Origin of the sequence: Candidatus Odyssella thessalonicensis L13 (genome assembly GCF_000190415.1) — a bacterium.
Classification (GTDB): Bacteria; Pseudomonadota; Alphaproteobacteria; order Paracaedibacterales; family Paracaedibacteraceae; genus Paracaedibacter; species Paracaedibacter thessalonicensis.
This window is the reverse complement of record NZ_AEWF01000002.1, coordinates 247,468-264,213: the sequence shown is the minus strand read 5'-3', so window position 1 is coordinate 264,213 and position 16,746 is coordinate 247,468. Positions and strand designations below refer to the sequence as shown.

Annotated in this window: 17 protein-coding genes; 5 read left to right on the top strand and 12 right to left on the bottom strand. The window is 42.2% G+C overall.

Features of this window, described 5'->3' with window-relative positions; all coding sequences use genetic code 11:
* Positions 1-36: 36 nt before the first annotated feature.
* Positions 37-732: a DNA/RNA nuclease SfsA gene (sfsA, locus tag HMO_RS0104705; RefSeq protein WP_010299309.1), complete on the bottom strand. Its 696-nt coding sequence runs from the start codon at positions 730-732 to the stop codon at positions 37-39.
* Between the two features lie 252 nt (positions 733-984).
* On the opposite strand from sfsA, the gene HMO_RS13805 reads away from it, so the two are divergent.
* A complete protein-coding gene (locus HMO_RS13805) occupies positions 985-1,734 on the top strand; it encodes a competence/damage-inducible protein A (RefSeq protein WP_010299307.1) in 750 nt (249 codons plus the stop codon).
* 4 nt (positions 1,735-1,738) lie between these two features.
* Here HMO_RS13805 and HMO_RS0104695 read toward each other — a convergent pair whose 3' ends face one another.
* Entirely contained in the window at positions 1,739-2,086 is a 348-nt protein-coding gene (locus HMO_RS0104695) for an NADH-ubiquinone oxidoreductase subunit NDUFA12 family protein (RefSeq protein WP_010299304.1), read from the bottom strand.
* A gap of 171 nt (positions 2,087-2,257) precedes the next feature.
* Entirely contained in the window at positions 2,258-3,133 is an 876-nt protein-coding gene (locus HMO_RS13800) for a CPBP family intramembrane glutamic endopeptidase (RefSeq protein WP_010299301.1), read from the bottom strand.
* Between the two features lie 315 nt (positions 3,134-3,448).
* Between HMO_RS13800 and HMO_RS15470 the strand changes: the two genes are divergently transcribed.
* Positions 3,449-4,939: a tetratricopeptide repeat protein gene (locus tag HMO_RS15470; RefSeq protein ID WP_083821242.1), complete on the top strand. Its 1,491-nt coding sequence runs from the start codon at positions 3,449-3,451 to the stop codon at positions 4,937-4,939.
* 576 nt (positions 4,940-5,515) lie between these two features.
* On the opposite strand, the gene fliE is transcribed toward HMO_RS15470, so the two are convergent.
* From fliE to HMO_RS0104670, 3 genes are read right to left on the bottom strand one after another with little or no spacing between them, the layout of a single operon-like run.
* Positions 5,516-5,815 carry a flagellar hook-basal body complex protein FliE gene (fliE, locus tag HMO_RS0104680; RefSeq protein WP_010299295.1) on the bottom strand — a complete coding sequence of 100 codons (300 nt, stop codon included), beginning with the start codon at positions 5,813-5,815 and terminating at the stop codon, positions 5,516-5,518.
* Positions 5,816-5,826: 11 nt separating this feature from the next.
* Positions 5,827-6,252 (bottom strand): flagellar basal body rod protein FlgC, encoded by a 426-nt coding sequence (gene flgC, locus HMO_RS0104675; RefSeq protein WP_010299292.1) that lies wholly within the window; start codon positions 6,250-6,252, stop codon positions 5,827-5,829.
* A 2-nt stretch (positions 6,253-6,254) separates the two neighbouring features.
* Entirely contained in the window at positions 6,255-6,587 is a 333-nt protein-coding gene (locus HMO_RS0104670) for a flagellar basal body rod protein FlgB (protein WP_010299290.1), read from the bottom strand.
* Between the two features lie 117 nt (positions 6,588-6,704).
* On the opposite strand from HMO_RS0104670, the gene HMO_RS16065 reads away from it, so the two are divergent.
* Entirely contained in the window at positions 6,705-7,016 is a 312-nt protein-coding gene (locus HMO_RS16065) for a carbon storage regulator (RefSeq protein ID WP_010299287.1), read from the top strand.
* Here the strand turns inward: HMO_RS16065 and HMO_RS0104660 are convergent.
* The 5 genes from HMO_RS0104660 to dapA all read right to left on the bottom strand — a co-directional run bounded on the left by HMO_RS0104660 (position 6,968) and on the right by dapA (position 11,938).
* Positions 6,968-7,501 (bottom strand): HNH endonuclease signature motif containing protein, encoded by a 534-nt coding sequence (locus HMO_RS0104660; RefSeq protein WP_139016830.1) that lies wholly within the window; start codon positions 7,499-7,501, stop codon positions 6,968-6,970. The genes HMO_RS16065 and HMO_RS0104660 overlap by 49 nt on opposite strands.
* 47 nt (positions 7,502-7,548) lie before the next feature.
* Positions 7,549-8,784, bottom strand: coding sequence for an MFS transporter (locus HMO_RS13785; protein WP_010299280.1), 1,236 nt, complete (start codon positions 8,782-8,784; stop codon positions 7,549-7,551).
* Between the two features lie 234 nt (positions 8,785-9,018).
* A complete protein-coding gene (murJ, locus tag HMO_RS0104650; RefSeq protein ID WP_010299276.1) occupies positions 9,019-10,548 on the bottom strand; it encodes a murein biosynthesis integral membrane protein MurJ in 1,530 nt (509 codons plus the stop codon).
* A gap of 8 nt (positions 10,549-10,556) precedes the next feature.
* The gene (gene smpB, locus HMO_RS0104645; RefSeq protein ID WP_010299272.1) at positions 10,557-11,021 is read right to left on the bottom strand and encodes an SsrA-binding protein SmpB; all 465 of its coding nucleotides are present in this window, start codon (positions 11,019-11,021) and stop codon (positions 10,557-10,559) included.
* Positions 11,022-11,059: 38 nt separating this feature from the next.
* On the bottom strand, positions 11,060-11,938 hold the full coding sequence (gene dapA / locus HMO_RS0104640) for a 4-hydroxy-tetrahydrodipicolinate synthase (protein WP_010299270.1): 879 nt from the start codon (positions 11,936-11,938) through the stop codon (positions 11,060-11,062).
* Between the two features lie 26 nt (positions 11,939-11,964).
* Between dapA and HMO_RS0104635 the strand changes: the two genes are divergently transcribed.
* The gene (locus HMO_RS0104635; RefSeq protein WP_010299267.1) at positions 11,965-13,788 is read left to right on the top strand and encodes a lytic transglycosylase domain-containing protein; all 1,824 of its coding nucleotides are present in this window, start codon (positions 11,965-11,967) and stop codon (positions 13,786-13,788) included.
* A 66-nt stretch (positions 13,789-13,854) separates the two neighbouring features.
* On the opposite strand, the gene HMO_RS0104630 is transcribed toward HMO_RS0104635, so the two are convergent.
* Positions 13,855-15,609, bottom strand: a complete 1,755-nt coding sequence (locus HMO_RS0104630) for a hypothetical protein (protein ID WP_010299264.1) — start codon at positions 15,607-15,609, stop codon at positions 13,855-13,857.
* 281 nt (positions 15,610-15,890) lie between these two features.
* Here HMO_RS0104630 and HMO_RS0104625 point away from each other — a divergent pair, with 281 nt between their 5' ends.
* Positions 15,891-16,643 carry a hypothetical protein gene (locus tag HMO_RS0104625; protein ID WP_010299260.1) on the top strand — a complete coding sequence of 251 codons (753 nt, stop codon included), beginning with the start codon at positions 15,891-15,893 and terminating at the stop codon, positions 16,641-16,643.
* The last annotated feature ends 103 nt before the right edge of the window (positions 16,644-16,746 follow it).

Here is a 16,746-nt window from a genome sequence, read left to right as displayed (position 1 = left end):
ACCTCCCCGCACCTTTAATCAAAATTTTTCAGAAGCTTACTTTATATGCAGTGGCCGATAAAGGCGAATCCCCTGTTCTTGCATATCGCAGGCATAAACATATGCTTCTACACCAGCCGCAAAGGCTGAAGCTGCCGTTTGCGCATAGACAGGATCAATATCACGCGCAAAATCAAAAACATCACAATCATCGCGTTGCACCACATAGACCATGGCTGCCCGTAATCCTTGCTGCACCAGCTCCGCCATCTCCCTTAAATGTTTAGCCCCGCGCTCGGTTACAGCATCAGGGAACTCAGCTTGTCCTTGGCGGCGCAAGTGGACATTCTTAACTTCGACATAACAGGGCGGCTGGGATCCCTCTTCTAATAGCAAATCAATGCGTGAGTTCTGGCCATACTTAACTTCGCGTCGCATTTTATTGTACCCTTTTAACTCGGGGATAATGTCATCCTTAATTGCTTCAGCGACCAGATTATTGGGATGCGAGGTATTTACCCCTACTTTAACCCCCTCACTTTCAACCATCTCCCAGGTATACTTAAGTTTTCGCTCTGGATTCGTGGCTGGGCTTAACCAGACAGGGGCATCAGCAGTCAACAACCCTAACAACGCCCCTGTACTGGTGCAATGGGCTGTGACTTCTTCTCCAGAATCTAATAGAACGTCGGTAAGAAACCTTTTATACCTTTTGATCAATTTCCCGGTTACAAGGGGGTGAGCAAATTTCATTGAAAAGCCTATCCTTAAAATTATCAAAAAGGAGAATCAATCTCCCTTAATAGGGCTTATATTGCGATAATCTGGGCGGGAAAGCACTTTAAATTTAAAAATTTGCCCCAAAATGAAAGCCGATTTTATGAAAGTTTCCGCGTTTTAGGGCTCAAGTTAAAAATTAACTCAAAATTATTGCTTTTACAGCTAAGTTTAACGGTATGATAAGTGCACAAATTTTAGTTTCATAGAGGATAACGAGAATTAACGATGCAGAATCCAACAGCCGCCATTCTTATCATTGGTAATGAAGTCCTATCGGGAAGAACCCAAGATACCAATATCAATTTTATTGCTAAAAGACTGAGTACAATTGGCATTTGTCTAAAGGAAGTCCGAGTTATTCCTGACTTGGAAGCGATGATTATCAACTCTGCTCAGTCGTTAGCGAATACTTATGATTATCTGTTTACAACTGGAGGCATTGGCGCCACCCATGATGATATTACAGCGGCTAGTATCGCTAAAGCTTTCAACCGCGACCTAATTATCGACAAAACGGCTGAGCAGATATTGAGAGACTATTATCAGGAGCGGATAAATGAAACCAGACTGAGGATGGCTCGCGTTCCGGAGAGAGCCCAGCTTATTAGCAATCCCGTGAGTGGCGCGCCCGGCTTTCAAGTTGAAAATGTTTTCTGTTTAGCAGGGGTGCCAAAAGTTATGCAGGCCATGTTTGACACTCTGATCCCAAAACTGCGCACAGGCCAGCCTTATTACAGCAAAACTGTCAAAAGTTCAGTTTTTGAAAATGATATTGCTCAGGATTTAGAAGGTATCCAAAACCAATTTCAGCAGGTTGATATTGGTAGCTATCCCTCATTTCTGCCAGGTGGGCGATTTGGTGTCAGTCTAGTGGTGCGCGGAACTGATCAGAATATTATTACTCAAGCAGTTAACGCCATCTGCGCTATGATAACCCACCGCGGCCACACCCTAGAGATTGAAGAGTCTAAATAACGATCTATAAAGTATCAGGCGACCAAGCTTGATAGCTTTTTTTAGGGGTATAACCGTTATCTTTCAGCCCCTGCGGACGATAGGCGTAACGGGTACCCGTCAGATTGCGGTGATGGGTCTTTTCCCAGTAATAACGCTTTCGCGGCTGGGGCGGTTCAGGGTTGATATGGTGAATCCATCCATGCCAATCAGCAGGTATTTTAGAAGCCTCCACATCGCCTTTATACAAAACCCAGCGCCGATAAATGCCGCGTGCATTCTTTTTTTTATCCTGATAATAGCGGTTGCCAAATTCATCTTCACCAATAAATTGACCACGCCACCAAGTAAACAAACGTGTTCCCAGATCCATAGTGACCTCAACAAATATCTTCTTTTAATGTTATTATCGCATGAATATCTAAGGTTAGTCTAGGCATGTCTAGTGAAGCAATCAACAAAGGATTAACAACTTTATGGCTCTTACAGGGCATTTATTGTACGCCCTTAGTCTATTACCCTTAGCATTTGAAGACTCCTGAGTTTAAGGAGCCATTATTATTTTTTGGTTTAAAGATGGATAACTAAATAAGACAAGGTGGATCAGATTCACTAGGAAATGCACAACGATTGCTGTTTCTAGGTGCTGGCTTTTAAAGAAAATATAACCATAGCCGATTCCTGCTAACGTTGACAGAAGCATAAAGGCAAAGCCACCCGTGTAATGGGCTGCCCCAAAGATTACGGCAGAAATTAAAATAGCTAAGTAAGCCCCACCGGAAAAAGATTTGAAGGCTTCAGCAAGTTCAGTTTGGATGAATCCTCGATAAAATACTTCCTCGGCCACACAAACAAATAGAAGATTAAGCGGGATCCACCACCATAAGAGAGTCGGTAGTTTAGGATCAAAGGCAATATAGTTGGCCGCATAAGCACTGCCGATTAAAATCAAACAAATGATCCCTAGGGACAACGGTATAAATTTAAAGGTTATCAACCACTGCTGCATCGATTGATTGAGCCCTCCTATAAATAGAAGCAGAATGAGAGCAATGCAGGCTTTATCCATGTTAACGTAAATTGTGCAAGCCGAAGATCGGGGACTTAGATGAATATGATCAGCGATAATATAGTTGCCAAATCCAGGCATCCAATGCACATAGCACCAAAAACAGAGTATACTCAACAGTATACCAACTATCAATTTGGGCAGACCTTCCAATAGATGGTAATAAAGGGTCGCTAAGGCCGCTATACTTGTTATCGTTAACACCGCCCCACCATTAATATATTTTGCTTGAGATAGGATAAGGAAGCTTAAAATAGCGACCCAACCTGCCACACCGCACCGCAAAAACCAGCAACAAATCATTGGGACAGAGAGAATGAGAATCGGCCCTACTTGAGTTAAGTGATTCACTGGTAAAACTCCACAATCAAGCGCAATTAATTTAAAATTACATTAAATAATAAGGTTAACTAGGTGAGATCTTAAGATATTTTATACGCCCTTGCTTCATAAAATAAGCCGCTAATTACTCTAAATAAGTCTCGCAGGCAGAAAGCCTCCTCTTTAAAAAGCCTAATAAAAGCCTTCCAGAGCTGGTCTTATTTCTTATAGATAAAAGAAGCAGCACTAGAAGTACTTATAAGCGAAATTATAACCTTGCTTTTACACTTAAATATTAATATACAAAATCTGAATAATCTATTCTGTAAATTCTAAAGGGGCTCCATGATAAAAATAATAAGAAGAATGATGAGTAGGGCAGTCGTTTCTTCTATTTTCATACAGCCCGGAATAGTAATGGAGGCTTCTGAAAGCTCAAAAGCAGCGCCCCTTCCCCATAGCTCAATGATTTCAGAAAACCCCGACTTTTTTAAATCTAACACGGACAGGATAGAAGCGGCAGCCCCAGGTAATCTTTCTGAGGGAAATAGGCTTATTATGAAAGCACACCTTGGCACAGAAAAAAGCAAATTTAAAACACTTCTCCTGCAAGCAACAGCTGGCAATCTTCAAGCTCAAATAGACTTAGCTAAAGCTTATCAAGAAGGCAATCTGGTTGCCCAAAACTTAGATAAAGCTATCCTATGGTATCACAGAGCAGCTGAGAAGAGTCACTCCGATGCACAATACAGAATGGGCAAGTTTTATCATAAGGGCCTTAGTGTAGAGGTAAATCTTAAAGAAGCTGTTTCATGGTATCAACAAGCAGCTGACCAGGACCATGTACGCGCACAGTATTATCTCGGTCTGTTTTACCATAATGGCTATGGTGTAAAGCTTGATCTTAAAGAAGCAGTAGGATATTACGTCCAGAGCAATACCCCTAAGGCCAATAAGGGGCTGTGTAATATACTTGGTCCTCTACAAGATCGAGGAGGGTCTAATGGGCATCAATTTTTAAAAGATATTAATCATCTAACTGGGTTGGCCGAGTATTTTATTGCCAAAAATGGGCTGAAAGCTGAGCTTAATAGGCCTGGTTTTGGGGTAGGCAGGATAGATAATCCAGACCAAGCAGCTTTTCATCAATCATTAGTAGATTTCAGCATTGCGGTATTGAGAGTGATTAAATCTTTTAATGAGTCTGGATTTATGGTCTCTTTTAAAAATGTGCCCAAAAACTATTTGCACGCCTCTCCTAACGGGTCCTCCTTCTTTAGGATATACCCTTTTCTATACAGTTTGGCTTGTATAGGTAAAGAGGCTGTTAGCGGTGGTGATCTATTATATAAACTCTTAGATCAGGAACTATTATCAAGTCCGGAGAATTACAAATACGTCCATAAAAAAATTAGAAAAGCGATAGAAGTGGAGAAGAAAGCCCTTAAGGATTTCAAAGCTAAAATTGTAAAACTTGATAAGCTAATCCAAGTCATTAAAGAGACAAGTTCTAAGGACACAGAGACGCAGCAACAGGAAATTCTTAAGGAAGTAAAAAGGGATGGAATTTCTGCTGAAAGTATTAAGCCATCTCTTATGGAGATTTCCCTGCGAGAGATAACCGAGGTTAGGCCTAAAAAGCTCATTCACTACTTAAGCGAAAAAGTATTATATAAGAAAGCTCTCGATCAATGCCGCTCATCACTTAAATCTTTAGACAAACAGTTGGTAATTTTAGAGAAAATCAAGAATGGTCTTCTTCAACTATTAAGAGACTGTATCTATTTAAGAAACAAGAAATTAGTGAGCATTCGCCCTGGCTTCTCAAGCAAATAAGAAGATAATATGAAGCCTCTTCTCTTTAGTATTATGTGAAGGGTCTTTTTTTATCACTGTCGCTGCCGATTCTTAAGAAATTCCCCTAATTTTATGGAGTAGCGTAAACTAGTCTCTATTTTGGATTTAGATCAACATACAATTATGCTTACCAATTTAGCAGCCTATCTTTAACCACGTGTGGTTGTTCGGCTTTGCTCTGCTAAGGTTAGACGAATATAAATGCATCACTAAGTTAATAGCCTCTGCTTACCAGATAGCTCGATGGCTTAGCAGTGCAACCCAGAACCAAGCCTAGAAGCGACCGGTAATATTAGCGGGCTGGCATCAGGTTATAAATAGTCTACCACCATATTTTGCTATTTCTGCATCAACGGCTGCTAAGTAAAAACTTGTTTCTTCAGGCGTGTTAATTGCTAATCATAATTAAATTTTATCCATTGTAGGTCCCTTCTGTTCATGGGGCATAGTCACTCAATATTCTAAATTAGTAGCATCCTTTACTCTATTAAGAGCTGAGCAAAAATCAATAATGACTGCAAGGTCACTGTGGCATATGTTTAAAATGACAACACTTTAAATTGGCATTTTTTGCAGCTCTTGGATGGCATTGATCACTTTATCTCTTAAAGCCGTGACCGTCGAGATCATGACATCAAGCTTAGCTGTATCTGTAGTAAGTTTTGTCAGATCAACTTGATCAACAACTTGCTGCTTTGCCATGTGCTCATTAGCTTTGACAGCATGACTGGCCTCTTTTAACGATTGCGCTAAAAGTTCATTAAAAGCTGGAGCCTGAACCTTTTTATCTGCTCCAGTCATAGCAGCAATCTTTTTATACTGGCTAAATACCGAACTGGTGCCCATCATTGACATAATTTATTCTCCTAATTCCTCAGCAACCCAATGGTATCTTCCATCATCTTGAGGGATTTCTCATAGGCTTGAAGATTTGCTCTGTGACTTAGACTTGCTTCTTGCATATCAACCATTTCTACCAAAGGATTAACGTTTGGCATCTGAACGTAGCCCCGTTCATCAGCAACGGGATCTTGAGGGGCATATACCTCCTTAAATGCTGATGGATCGCGACCAATGCGTTTTACTTTGACAACGGATGTTCCTGTTCTTAAATCATTCTCTGCGCCTAAAGCTATGGTTTTACGGCGATAAGGTTCCATTCCCGGTGCAGCAGCTTTTGAGTCAGCATTGGCAATATTTTGCGATATAACCAACAATCTTTTACTCTGGGCCGATAAGCCAGCTGCTGACGATTTAAGGGACTGATTTAAACTGGATGTATCATTTATCATTCTTAACCTGCCCTACCGAGTACCGTTTTCATCAATCCTAAATACTTCTTAAACAAATTAAGGTTGGTTTGATAATTGGCAACGTTTTCTGTTAACTGTAACATTTCTGTTTCACGAGACATTTCAAATGCTGGGGTAGCGATCTCTTTTATATGGACGCTATTAGGTGAGCCCGCATTATTATGGCGAAGAGATTTCGTAAAAGGCTGGATGTCAACACGCTTATAGTCCGGCACATCAAAGTTTGCAATATTGCTATTTAAACGTTGATTACGCGCAATATTCCACGACATTTTATTAACCAGCTGGTTGAGTACATTTCCTTGAATTGCCATGAATTCTCTCCTTACATAATCAGGATCCAATAATTAAGTTAAATTTTTGCTAAAAATATGTTTAAATTTAGTAAATATGGCTGTTTAAGGCTAATTACTGGGAACCAGAGGTTCAGAATGTTGTTTTTAACGCGTAAAATTGGTGAATCAATTATTATTGATGATCAGATCACTTTAACAGTATCAGAAATCAGGGGAAATATTGTCAAACTAAGTTTTGATTACCCTAATACACGGCGCATCTTAAGAAAAGAGATCCATGACCGTATCCAGCAAGAAAACTTAACGGCTGCAACGCAATCGGCAGAGATCAAAGAATATATCACCACGTCTCAAAAAGTAGAATCTTCTCTTTCCGAAGAAGCAGATGCTTCCATTAATCAATCAAGCTCAGGATTATTACAGCGTGGCAAACGAGCGGCCAAATGACGGTGCAGCAGCTCTCCCGGCTGCTCACGACCATGGATAACTTTGTGATGTTCGCCGCGAAGTAAGGGAATAATGTTCCACCATTCATTTTGACCATTTAATCGAATAAAAATAATATGGTGTAAATCCCAGCCCCCTTCTCCGGTTTCCCTTAAAGCCAAAGGAATCCGTTGCTGCGTATAATAACTCCAGTCAGAGGCCACAAGTAAGCGTTGCCGTTGAAATCTTTTACGTGTTGTTAACGTTTGGTGGGGATCTAAGGGTCGCAATGAGCCACTATCAAACTCGCGCACCAGATATTTAACTTGCTCCTCGGACAATAGCTTATGGGAGACAGATTCTATCTGCGTTAGATAATCTGATAGGTAGACAATTTCTTGTTTACTGAGACGTGAGAAGCGATAGCCAGCGATAAATCTTTGAGCGGCTGCGCTCTCCTTTATTATAAGAGAGCATAAAAAGAGCACCATATAGCATCGATACATAGCTTCAAATAGATCATATTTAAATTCTATATATCAAGCATGGCAGGTTAGGCAGATGCCGGCAATTTATCTTTAGTAGGGGAAATCCTTTTCGAGATCAACAGGAGGATAGCTAGTGCCAAGGTGGCAATAATAAAGGAAGCAATAAAAGCATATCGCTCGCCCATATGCTCGGCAATGAACCCAGCGCCCGTATTGGAAACAAAAACTGAAACAGCACAGATTAAATAAAAAATTCCAAACCCAGTGCCGCGCAAGTCCTCTGGTACCGTGTCCACAATGAGAGACATAAAAATGCTCTGAGTAATTGCCATCTGGGCCCCACACAAAGCAATCCCCACAAACACCATCCACAGATTACTTGCCGCACTTAGGAATAGATCTCCTGCTAATAGACAGCAAAAACCAATAACTAGCATAGTGACGCGCCCTAACTTATCAGACATCTTTCCTGCAGGATAAGAAACTGAACAGTAGGTAGAATTATAAACGATCAGGATAAGCGGTATATAGGTTGCAGATAGCTGAAAATTTTCATGGGCATGGAGCACCATAATCGGCTCTCCCAGCTGGGCAACCATAAAGACGCCCACAACAATCATTAATAGCCAATAGGCCCGCCCTAAACGTGGAATATCCTCCAAATGAATGGGATGACGCGGCTTACGGTCTGCTGGCTTCAAATTTTGCTCAGGCTCTTTGATAAAGAAAACCATAATCAGAACTGATATTAACGCCGGTATTGCTGCTAGCCAGAAAACCATTAGAAAGTTTTCGTTATGCAAATACATCAATCCTAAAGCGAAAAGAGCACCAGCAAAGGACCCGGCTGTTCCCACACTTATCCTTAAACCATAGCACGCCCCTCGAATAGATGGTGGCGCTAAGTCTCCCACTAAGGCGTCACGGGGGGAGGCTTGAATGCCGTTCCCTAAACGATCAAGAATACGGGCGGCTAATACAGCCTGCATATTACCAAAAGCGGCAATTAAAGGCCGGCTTAGGAACATAAAAGTGTACCCAAGAACAATAATAAACTTACGACGACGAAGATAATCGCTAAATACCCCTGACATCATTTTCATGAGAAAGGATAGCATCTCGACAATACCTTCAATCGTTCCAATAAGACCTAAGCCCGCCCCTAAAATTGTTTTCATATAAATGGCAGAGATACTACGTACCATCACGGATGATAAATTGACAAAAAAGACCGCAAGACCAATTCCCCAAATAGCTTTTGGAATAGAGGGAAGTTGAGACTCATTTTTATTGTTATCCATTGGCTCTGTCCCTGAGGTAGACGTTCTTAAGATAAGGCAGCTGAAGGCATGCAGGTAGATCTGTTAAAAAAAATAAAGCATTGAGATTTTTCAGAAAAAAATCTTTATTCACTGACAACCTGATATTGCTGAAAATTAGAACCTTTATGTACTAAGAACATGACATCACAGTTCTTAAAAGTCAAGTTTGTTAATTAGCATAGACAGATGTTATAGAGAACTTTACCCTTCCTCTTACACCTTTAAAGCTGCCCTGATCTTTGTAAAATCAATAACTTTAAGGATAACGCCAAGACTTAAATAAGCAAACAAGCCAATCATGACCCGTCCTAGGACGGAGACCAACTCTTGACCAATGGACAGCTGTTGCGGATCATAATCCTGTCCCAGAGCCCATAAAAGAGCAGCCATTACCAGTGTAACAAGGCTAATTTTCAAACATTTTATTATCATCTCTATGGGTATGATAAACCACTGCCTTTTCCTGAGAAAGTAATACAAGGCTGCCACATTAACCCAGGCTGCGAGAGAAGTTGATAATGCTAAGGCAACATGGCCTAATAGCCGCATTAAGGCTAGGTTTAAAAGAAAATTGAAAATAATACAACCGACAGCGATCTTGACGGGAGTTGCGGTATCTTGACGCGCAAAGAAGCTGGTAACAAAAACTTTATTTAAAACATAAGCTGGAATACCGATAGAAAAGGCAGCTAAGGCAGCTGCTGTCGCTTGACTATCGGCTTTAGGCATACCGTAAATAAGATTGATCAACGGATAGCTTAAGATAAAGAGGCCTGCTGCTGCCGGGATTGTTAGTTGCAGGGCCACCTCTGTTGCTAAAAGTTTATTGCGACTGGCCTGTTCATACTCGCCTGCCTTCAGTTGCCGCGACAATAGCGGTAATAGTGCTGTCCCAATCGCGATTCCTAAAATAGATAAAGGCAGCTGATTTAAGCGATCAGCGTAAAAAATATAGGACACTGACTTTTCGGGCAAAAACGAGGCTAGAACAGTATCTAGAAAAAGATTAATATTCATGGCGCCTGCCCCAATGGCACCGGGTAGCATGAGGCGTAATAACTCTTTAATGGCCGGCGTTAACTGGGGCTTACGGATTCTGATCCGAAAATCCATCGCCATACAAGCCCAATATAGCCAAGCCAGCTGGACCACACCAGCGATAGCCACCGCAATCGATAAGCCTGTGCCCACCGGCAATTCAAAGACAGGACAAATAACAAGAGCCGCTATCATGATAATATTGAGAAGGATGGGGACACCGGCGGCAGCGGCAAAACGGTCAAAAGAGTTGAGTATGCCTGATAAATGAGCTGCCAGGGAAATGAAAAGAATATAAGGGAAGGTAATTCGCGTAAAATGAATAGCAAGTTCTAACCGTTGCGGAGTGGTAGCAAATCCAGGAGCTAGAATATGGATAATTGTTGGAGTAAAGGTAACCACTAGGATAACAAATATCGTCAAGAAGGTTAACATTAATGAAAAGACTTGCTCGGCAAAGACTTTAGCCTCTGCTTGCCCTTCACTGACAACTTTGCGAGAAAACATAGGAACAAAGGCAGCATTAAAGGCGCCTTCGGCAAAGATTCGTCGAAAAAAATTCGGAAATTTAAAAGCAACAAAAAAGGCATCGGTAATCAAGCTTGCGCCTAAGATATGGGACAGCATAATTTCTCGAATTAAGCCGAAGATTCGGCTAAGGAAAGTAAAGCCGCTGATCGTCAGAATATGGCGTACAATTCGCATAAGTAACTTTAATCTCCGCGAAGGATACGAGCTTTATCCCGATTCCAATCACGTTCTTTAATGGTTTGGCGTTTATCGACTGTATTCTTACCTTTGGCGAGTCCTAAGGCGACTTTGGCGCGGCCTCTAGCATTAAAGTAAATAGACAATGCCACCAACGTCATACCTTTCCGCTGGATGGCACCGATCCATTTATTCATTTGTCGCTTATGAAGCAACAATTTACGCGGCCGTTTGGGTTCATGATTAAATTGATTAGCTTGTTCATAGACAGGGATGTTGGCATTAAATAAATAAATCTCCCCCTGCATTTCGCCAGCATAAGTCTCATTAATACTCGCCCGTCCGCTGCGCAAAGATTTCACTTCACTGCCCGTTAAGACAATTCCCGCCTCTACTTCTTCGGTAATAAAGTAATCAAAGCGGGCCCGACGATTCTGGGCAACAATTCTATGAGCATTCTCTTTAGTCATAACTTTGCTCTTTTGTTATCAATTCTTAACCTTAGCCATTAAGCCGCCAGCAAGCCTACGGTCTTTAAAGCGTGATCAACCACACTTTTAGCAGCATCCGTTACCGGCACTAATGGCAATCGAACTTCTGAATTACAAAGACCGAGTTGGGAAGCAGCGTACTTAATGGGGCTGGGACTGGTCTCAATGAACATAGCTTCATGAACGGCTAACAATTGGTCGCGCAACTTTGAAAATGTCCCTATGTCTTTATTGACCCAAGCATCCATCAGTTGCTGAACTAACCGCGGCACCACATTAGCACTCACTGAGATGACGCCATCGCCGCCATGGGCCATATAAGCTGTCGCAATCGGATCATCGCCTGAAAGAAAGCTAAATTCCTTGTTGATGCGTTGGCGCATTTTGATAACCCGTGTTAAGTCCTCGCAAGAATCCTTAATGGCAACGACCATCGGTAGCTCGGCCAAACGAACAACCGTATCCACGCTTAACCCTGTCACCGCCCGGCCCGGGTTATTATAAAGCACAATCGGCAATCCGATCTGATTTAAAACCTTGAAGTGTTGATAAACGCCTTCGGGGGTCGGTTTTACATAATAGGGCGTAACCACTAGGGCGGCATCGCATCCCAGCGCTTTCGCTTCCTCCATCATGGCTTTCACTTCATGGGTAGCGGGAGCCCCACAGCCCGCAATGACCGGGACGCGCCCTGCCGCCGCCTTTACCACTGTTTCTAAAACTAAGCGGCGTTCCGAGGCGGTTAACAACGCTGCTTCGCCTGTAGATCCACATGCCACAAAGCCTTGAGTCCCTTCTACCAGGTGCCACTCGACTATTTTTTTTAGAGAATTAATATCAACTTCCCCATTGTGAAATGGTGTTATTAGAGCGACAATAGAACCTGAAAACTTCATTTTATTTCCTTATTCATGGTGCACGGATGCGACAACTATCACTTAGCTTTCTAATCTTGTCCCTTACTTTATCACAAAATTATGCTAATGAAGCAGCAAAATGTGGTGCTCAGTTAAAAAAGGCAATCCGGCTAAGCCCTGAGGGTGTCACCATTAACCAAGGTCAGTGTCCTAAAAGCTACACCCTGTTAATGTGGCTCAAGGCTCAAAAGACTGCTAATTTTTCCCAGGCTCGTGCCTTTCTTGAAAAACACCCCAATTGGCCACGCTCGACAGCTATTCAGCGGCAAATCGAAAAGCAGCTCTATGAATCCATAACACCGGCGACGCAGATTATTTCTTGGTTTCGTCAACTCCCACCCATTAGCTTAAAAGGCTTAAAAGCTTTTGGCCAAGCTTTATTAGCGCAGAATCAACATGATGATCAAAAATTTCGCCAAGCCTTTATTGCCATTGAAATGGGACAAAAAGACTTAAAAGAGCTTATCAAGTCCTATCGCCCTCTATTACCGGAAGAGACCCTTCTGGTAAAAGTGCATGATCTGCTGGACAAAAATCAACTTCCCGCCGCTGAGGTGATCAGTCCAGTACTAAAACCGCAACTGCGTAAGGAAATTGAGACCCGTCTCCAGATCATTAAGGGAGCCCCGGTGCTGACGTCTGACAATCCGCGTATCGCTTTTGAACAAGCGCGTTTTTATCGCAAACATCGCCAAGATCAGAAAGCTGCTGAAAGTCTCCAGCATTTAGCCAATCACCCTAGCCCAGAAGCCGTGTGGGTCGAACGCAACCTCATTGCCCGACGGTTGTTAGAAGATAAAAAATATCAAGCCGCCTACGACACAATTAAAGACCATGGCCTAAAAAAGGGTGAAAACTTTGCCAATGCTGAATGGTTAGCCGGCTGGTTATGCTTAAGGTTTTTGAAGAATCCAGAGCAAGCTAAAGAACATTTTGAGCATCTAAATGAATCCGTTTCCACGCCGGTCAGCGTTGCTCGTGCTCAATATTGGTTGGGGCGTGCTGAAAAAGATCTCAGCAATCAAGCTCAGGCACAGATGTGGTGGCAAAAAGCCCAAAAACATATTGCCACCTATTATGGTCAATTGGCTCACAAAGAACTCAACGGCAAGATGCCGGCCCCAAAACTTAAACTCGCGAAATTTGATGCCAGCGTACGCCGCTCCCTTGAAGGGCGTGAGCTCTTCGCCTATATGCGTTTACTGCAAGAAATCAAGGAGACAGCCTTAGCAGAAGCTTTCGCCTTAAGCTTGGGGGAACAACTTAAAAGCCCGGAAGAGCAAGCTTTACTTGCGCAAATTGTTCACGAGACCGCAGGTAAGCATCAAGGTCTAAAAGTATACAAGAAAATCATGAAAACTGATTACCCTCTGATCCCTGCGGCCTATCCACGATTGAACTATGTTCCACAGCAGGTGATTGAGCCGGCTTTTGCCCACGCCATTATCCGCCAAGAAAGCCGATTCCAACATGATGCGGTCAGTTCAGCGGGTGCTAAGGGACTCATGCAATTGATGCCGGCCACAGCCGCGCTTACAGAAAAGCGTTATAAAATTAAGAGAAAAAATTTAACCGACCCCCATCATAATGTCCGCCTTGGTTCTTACCATTTAAAAGATCTCATGGACAAGTACCGCGGCTCGATTATCCTAGTCGCTGCTGCCTATAACGCTGGTTCAGCCGCCGTTGACCGCTGGATCGAAGACTTTGGTGACCCACGCTCAGGACAGGTCAATGTCATTGATTGGGTGGAATCCATTCCTTATGCGGAAACACGCAACTATGTACAGCGCGTCCTTGAAAACTATCATTGTTACCGCTGCCATTAAGACTATTTAGCGACTAATTAAAAAGTCCAACACTGTGCGGGCTTTTTTTATACTCGAAAGGATGGTTTAATCAATTTGTGCAATGATCTGTTTAAACTTCCGCTCGATGGCCTGAGACTTATCCCAGTACCGCTGCCAGAGTGAACGCGTTTCTCCAGCCGGAACGACGCCAACTAATTCAGCAGCAGTATGCCGTAACACCCGATAACAATCACGCAAGCCTTTATCAGTTTGCTCCAAATAAGCGATAGCAATCGCATGTCCATTCTTAGAATGCAGTTCTTCAGGGGTAGGATACTTGATGTCAAATCCTGCTGCTTTGAATAGACTTAACTTGTCTTGTGAGTCCGCTAATATATAGGACAGTTTTTTAACAAACCATTTATAATTTCCTGTGCCTTCGATGCTTAAATTCACCTCGACATCTGTCAAAGTATCTTCCAGGTCAATGTGATACGCTTGATCTTTCAGATTATCTAAATGCTTAAAATCTAATTCTCCATCCATTGGTGGGACGCCCGCAGCTAAAAGGGCTTCAGCAATTTGCTGTGGAGTGAGATCAAATTTGCCTGTTATTAGATCAACTTGCAGCAAATTCTGTCTATAAAATTTTTCCCTCTTTCGAGCGTCAGACTCTATGAAAAGAGGCCGCATAAATATTTCTAAAACCTGATCAAGATTATGGACCCTGTAAATAGAAGCAGGAAGAGCAAACATTTCTTCATGAATCAAATAAAACAGCCCGACCATAGCCTGTTTTACAGTTTTTACGCCCTGACGGGGAAGAGTGAAAGTAAAATAAAGATTGAGAAGATCTTGCAGAGTATCTTCAAATAAATTTGATTGGGCCGTCATAAAATTAGCTACAGGAGGAATCAGATCACTGGGTGTCTTTTTAACTGAGGCTAACTCAAAAAGAATTTTGCGTGTAGCTTGATAGTTTCGGTCCTGGACCATATTAAAATGGCTATAAGCATGTTGATAATCATGAGAAGTAAATGCGAGAGGTAAATGTTCGATACCATGCACAAATTCAGTAGCATAGGGAATGGCAACCGGATAAACACGCTGAATATATCCTTCAACTAAGGTGGCAAGACCAAGCTTGCTTTTACCAAAAACGGGATAATAGACTAAAGGCCGAGCAGATTGCTCAAACTTGGTTCTCAATAATTCGTGTAATTGTTTCAAGTTGGCTGGCGTAATAGGTGTTAAACCACCCTCTATGGAAGGGTAAAAACTATCCCACCTAGCGAGCAGTCGCTCCCTTCTTTCAATTTCCTGTTTTAAAATAAAATACACTTCGGCTTGATACTGTGGCAGTGCTTGAGGATCGGTAGATAACCCAGCCGTAATAAGCGCTGGCACTTGGAAGGTATAGCTGAATAATCCTAAAGGATTTAAATTATCCTGTATCAAATCTTGATCTATTTCATTAACAAGTGATTTAAAGGCTGGATAAGTAACAGAAATTTTAGAAATTTCATCTCTTATGGTGCCAGCTACCCTGCGCTTCTCTGAGTCTTTAAACAGAAAGGAAGGATCCAACGCAGCGCGCCCGAAATTACGAGCAACTTCCAGAGGTATAAGACTGCATTCCCTGCGCCCATTAAATAAGCTTGGAAAACGGGACGATAGCGCATCCTTTAAGGTCGAGGGCTCGATAATCAAGCTTACTTCATACGTCCCCGGCTTGCCAAACAAAGCAAGTTGCTGCTGCTCTTGTGACCCGGGCTGTGCTGCTGTTAACAAGGTAATACTGCCTAACGCTGCACTTAGAATATTTCTAAAATATTTACGAAAACAATTATATTGGCTCATCGTCTTTATCCAAATCTTCCTCTAATAACAATTAGATAAGATTTAAATCTCAAATTTTCAAGAATAACTATCCTATAAATAAAGTCTCAATTATTAGACAAATCTGTATGAAGAATTCCCGTAAAGCAGAGACTTTATATGACTCTACATTAAATAGTCTTTTTAAGGCTTAGTTAATTGACGCCGCGTCTTTTTTAGAAATTTTACGCAACCTTAAACAATTCTTTACCTATTTTATGAATGATATTACACAGATGTATTTATTTTGATCGGAGATATCCATGAATTGGCTCTCATTTATCAAACGCTTATCTTTGGTAATTTGTTTATTTGGCACAGCACCTCAGCATACTCACGCTGTTGAAGCTTTAATCGCAGGCGCCATCGGGCCCGTTGTCATCCCTATTGCCCGCGACGTTCTTAGGGAAGCACGCAGTTCAGCTGGCTCAGCCCTGCGCTTTCTGGCAGCTAAGAAGACACGATGTAAGCTATGCAACTCAGGATCCGTCTGTCGCAGCAAAATGCGCGCTTCCGTCTGCAAAAGCATGTGCACCAGAATTATTCAAGTTGGTGGACAAGAAATTCGCATTCGCTTTGGTGAAGGGGATGAATGGAATCTAGCAGAATGTGTAAGGAAGGCTGTTCAGGCCGGCAATCAGGACAGCTATGGCAACAGAATTATGCAAGACGGAAAAACGCCTGTTACTCCGATGGTCGATCAAAATGGTAATCCTTTAAATGATGGCCGTACCGTTAAAATGAAGCAAGGCAGGAAGGGGCAATGGATAGAAGACAAATCGATTGCCGTTTATTCGCAAGCAGATCTCAATTATCTGCTACGCTTATTAGCTATCCGCACGGCAGCCGAAGAAATCGTTAACACCAATGCTTCACGGCTAACGTCGACAGCAATTAGATCTCTCCGCGCTAACCAAGTTACCAAGCAAGAGTTGATTGCTGAGGCGCAAGAAACAATCAAGAATGTTAATGACGCTATTGAAAGACAAAGGTTTACCCGCTTTGGCAATCAGTAGATAAAGCTCTTACTACCCCAATCGAGCTTTTCTTTATTGGAGATACGCTTGACATCTTCTAAACTTTAGACGGTTAACCCTGTCTAAAGTTTTTATTTTATTG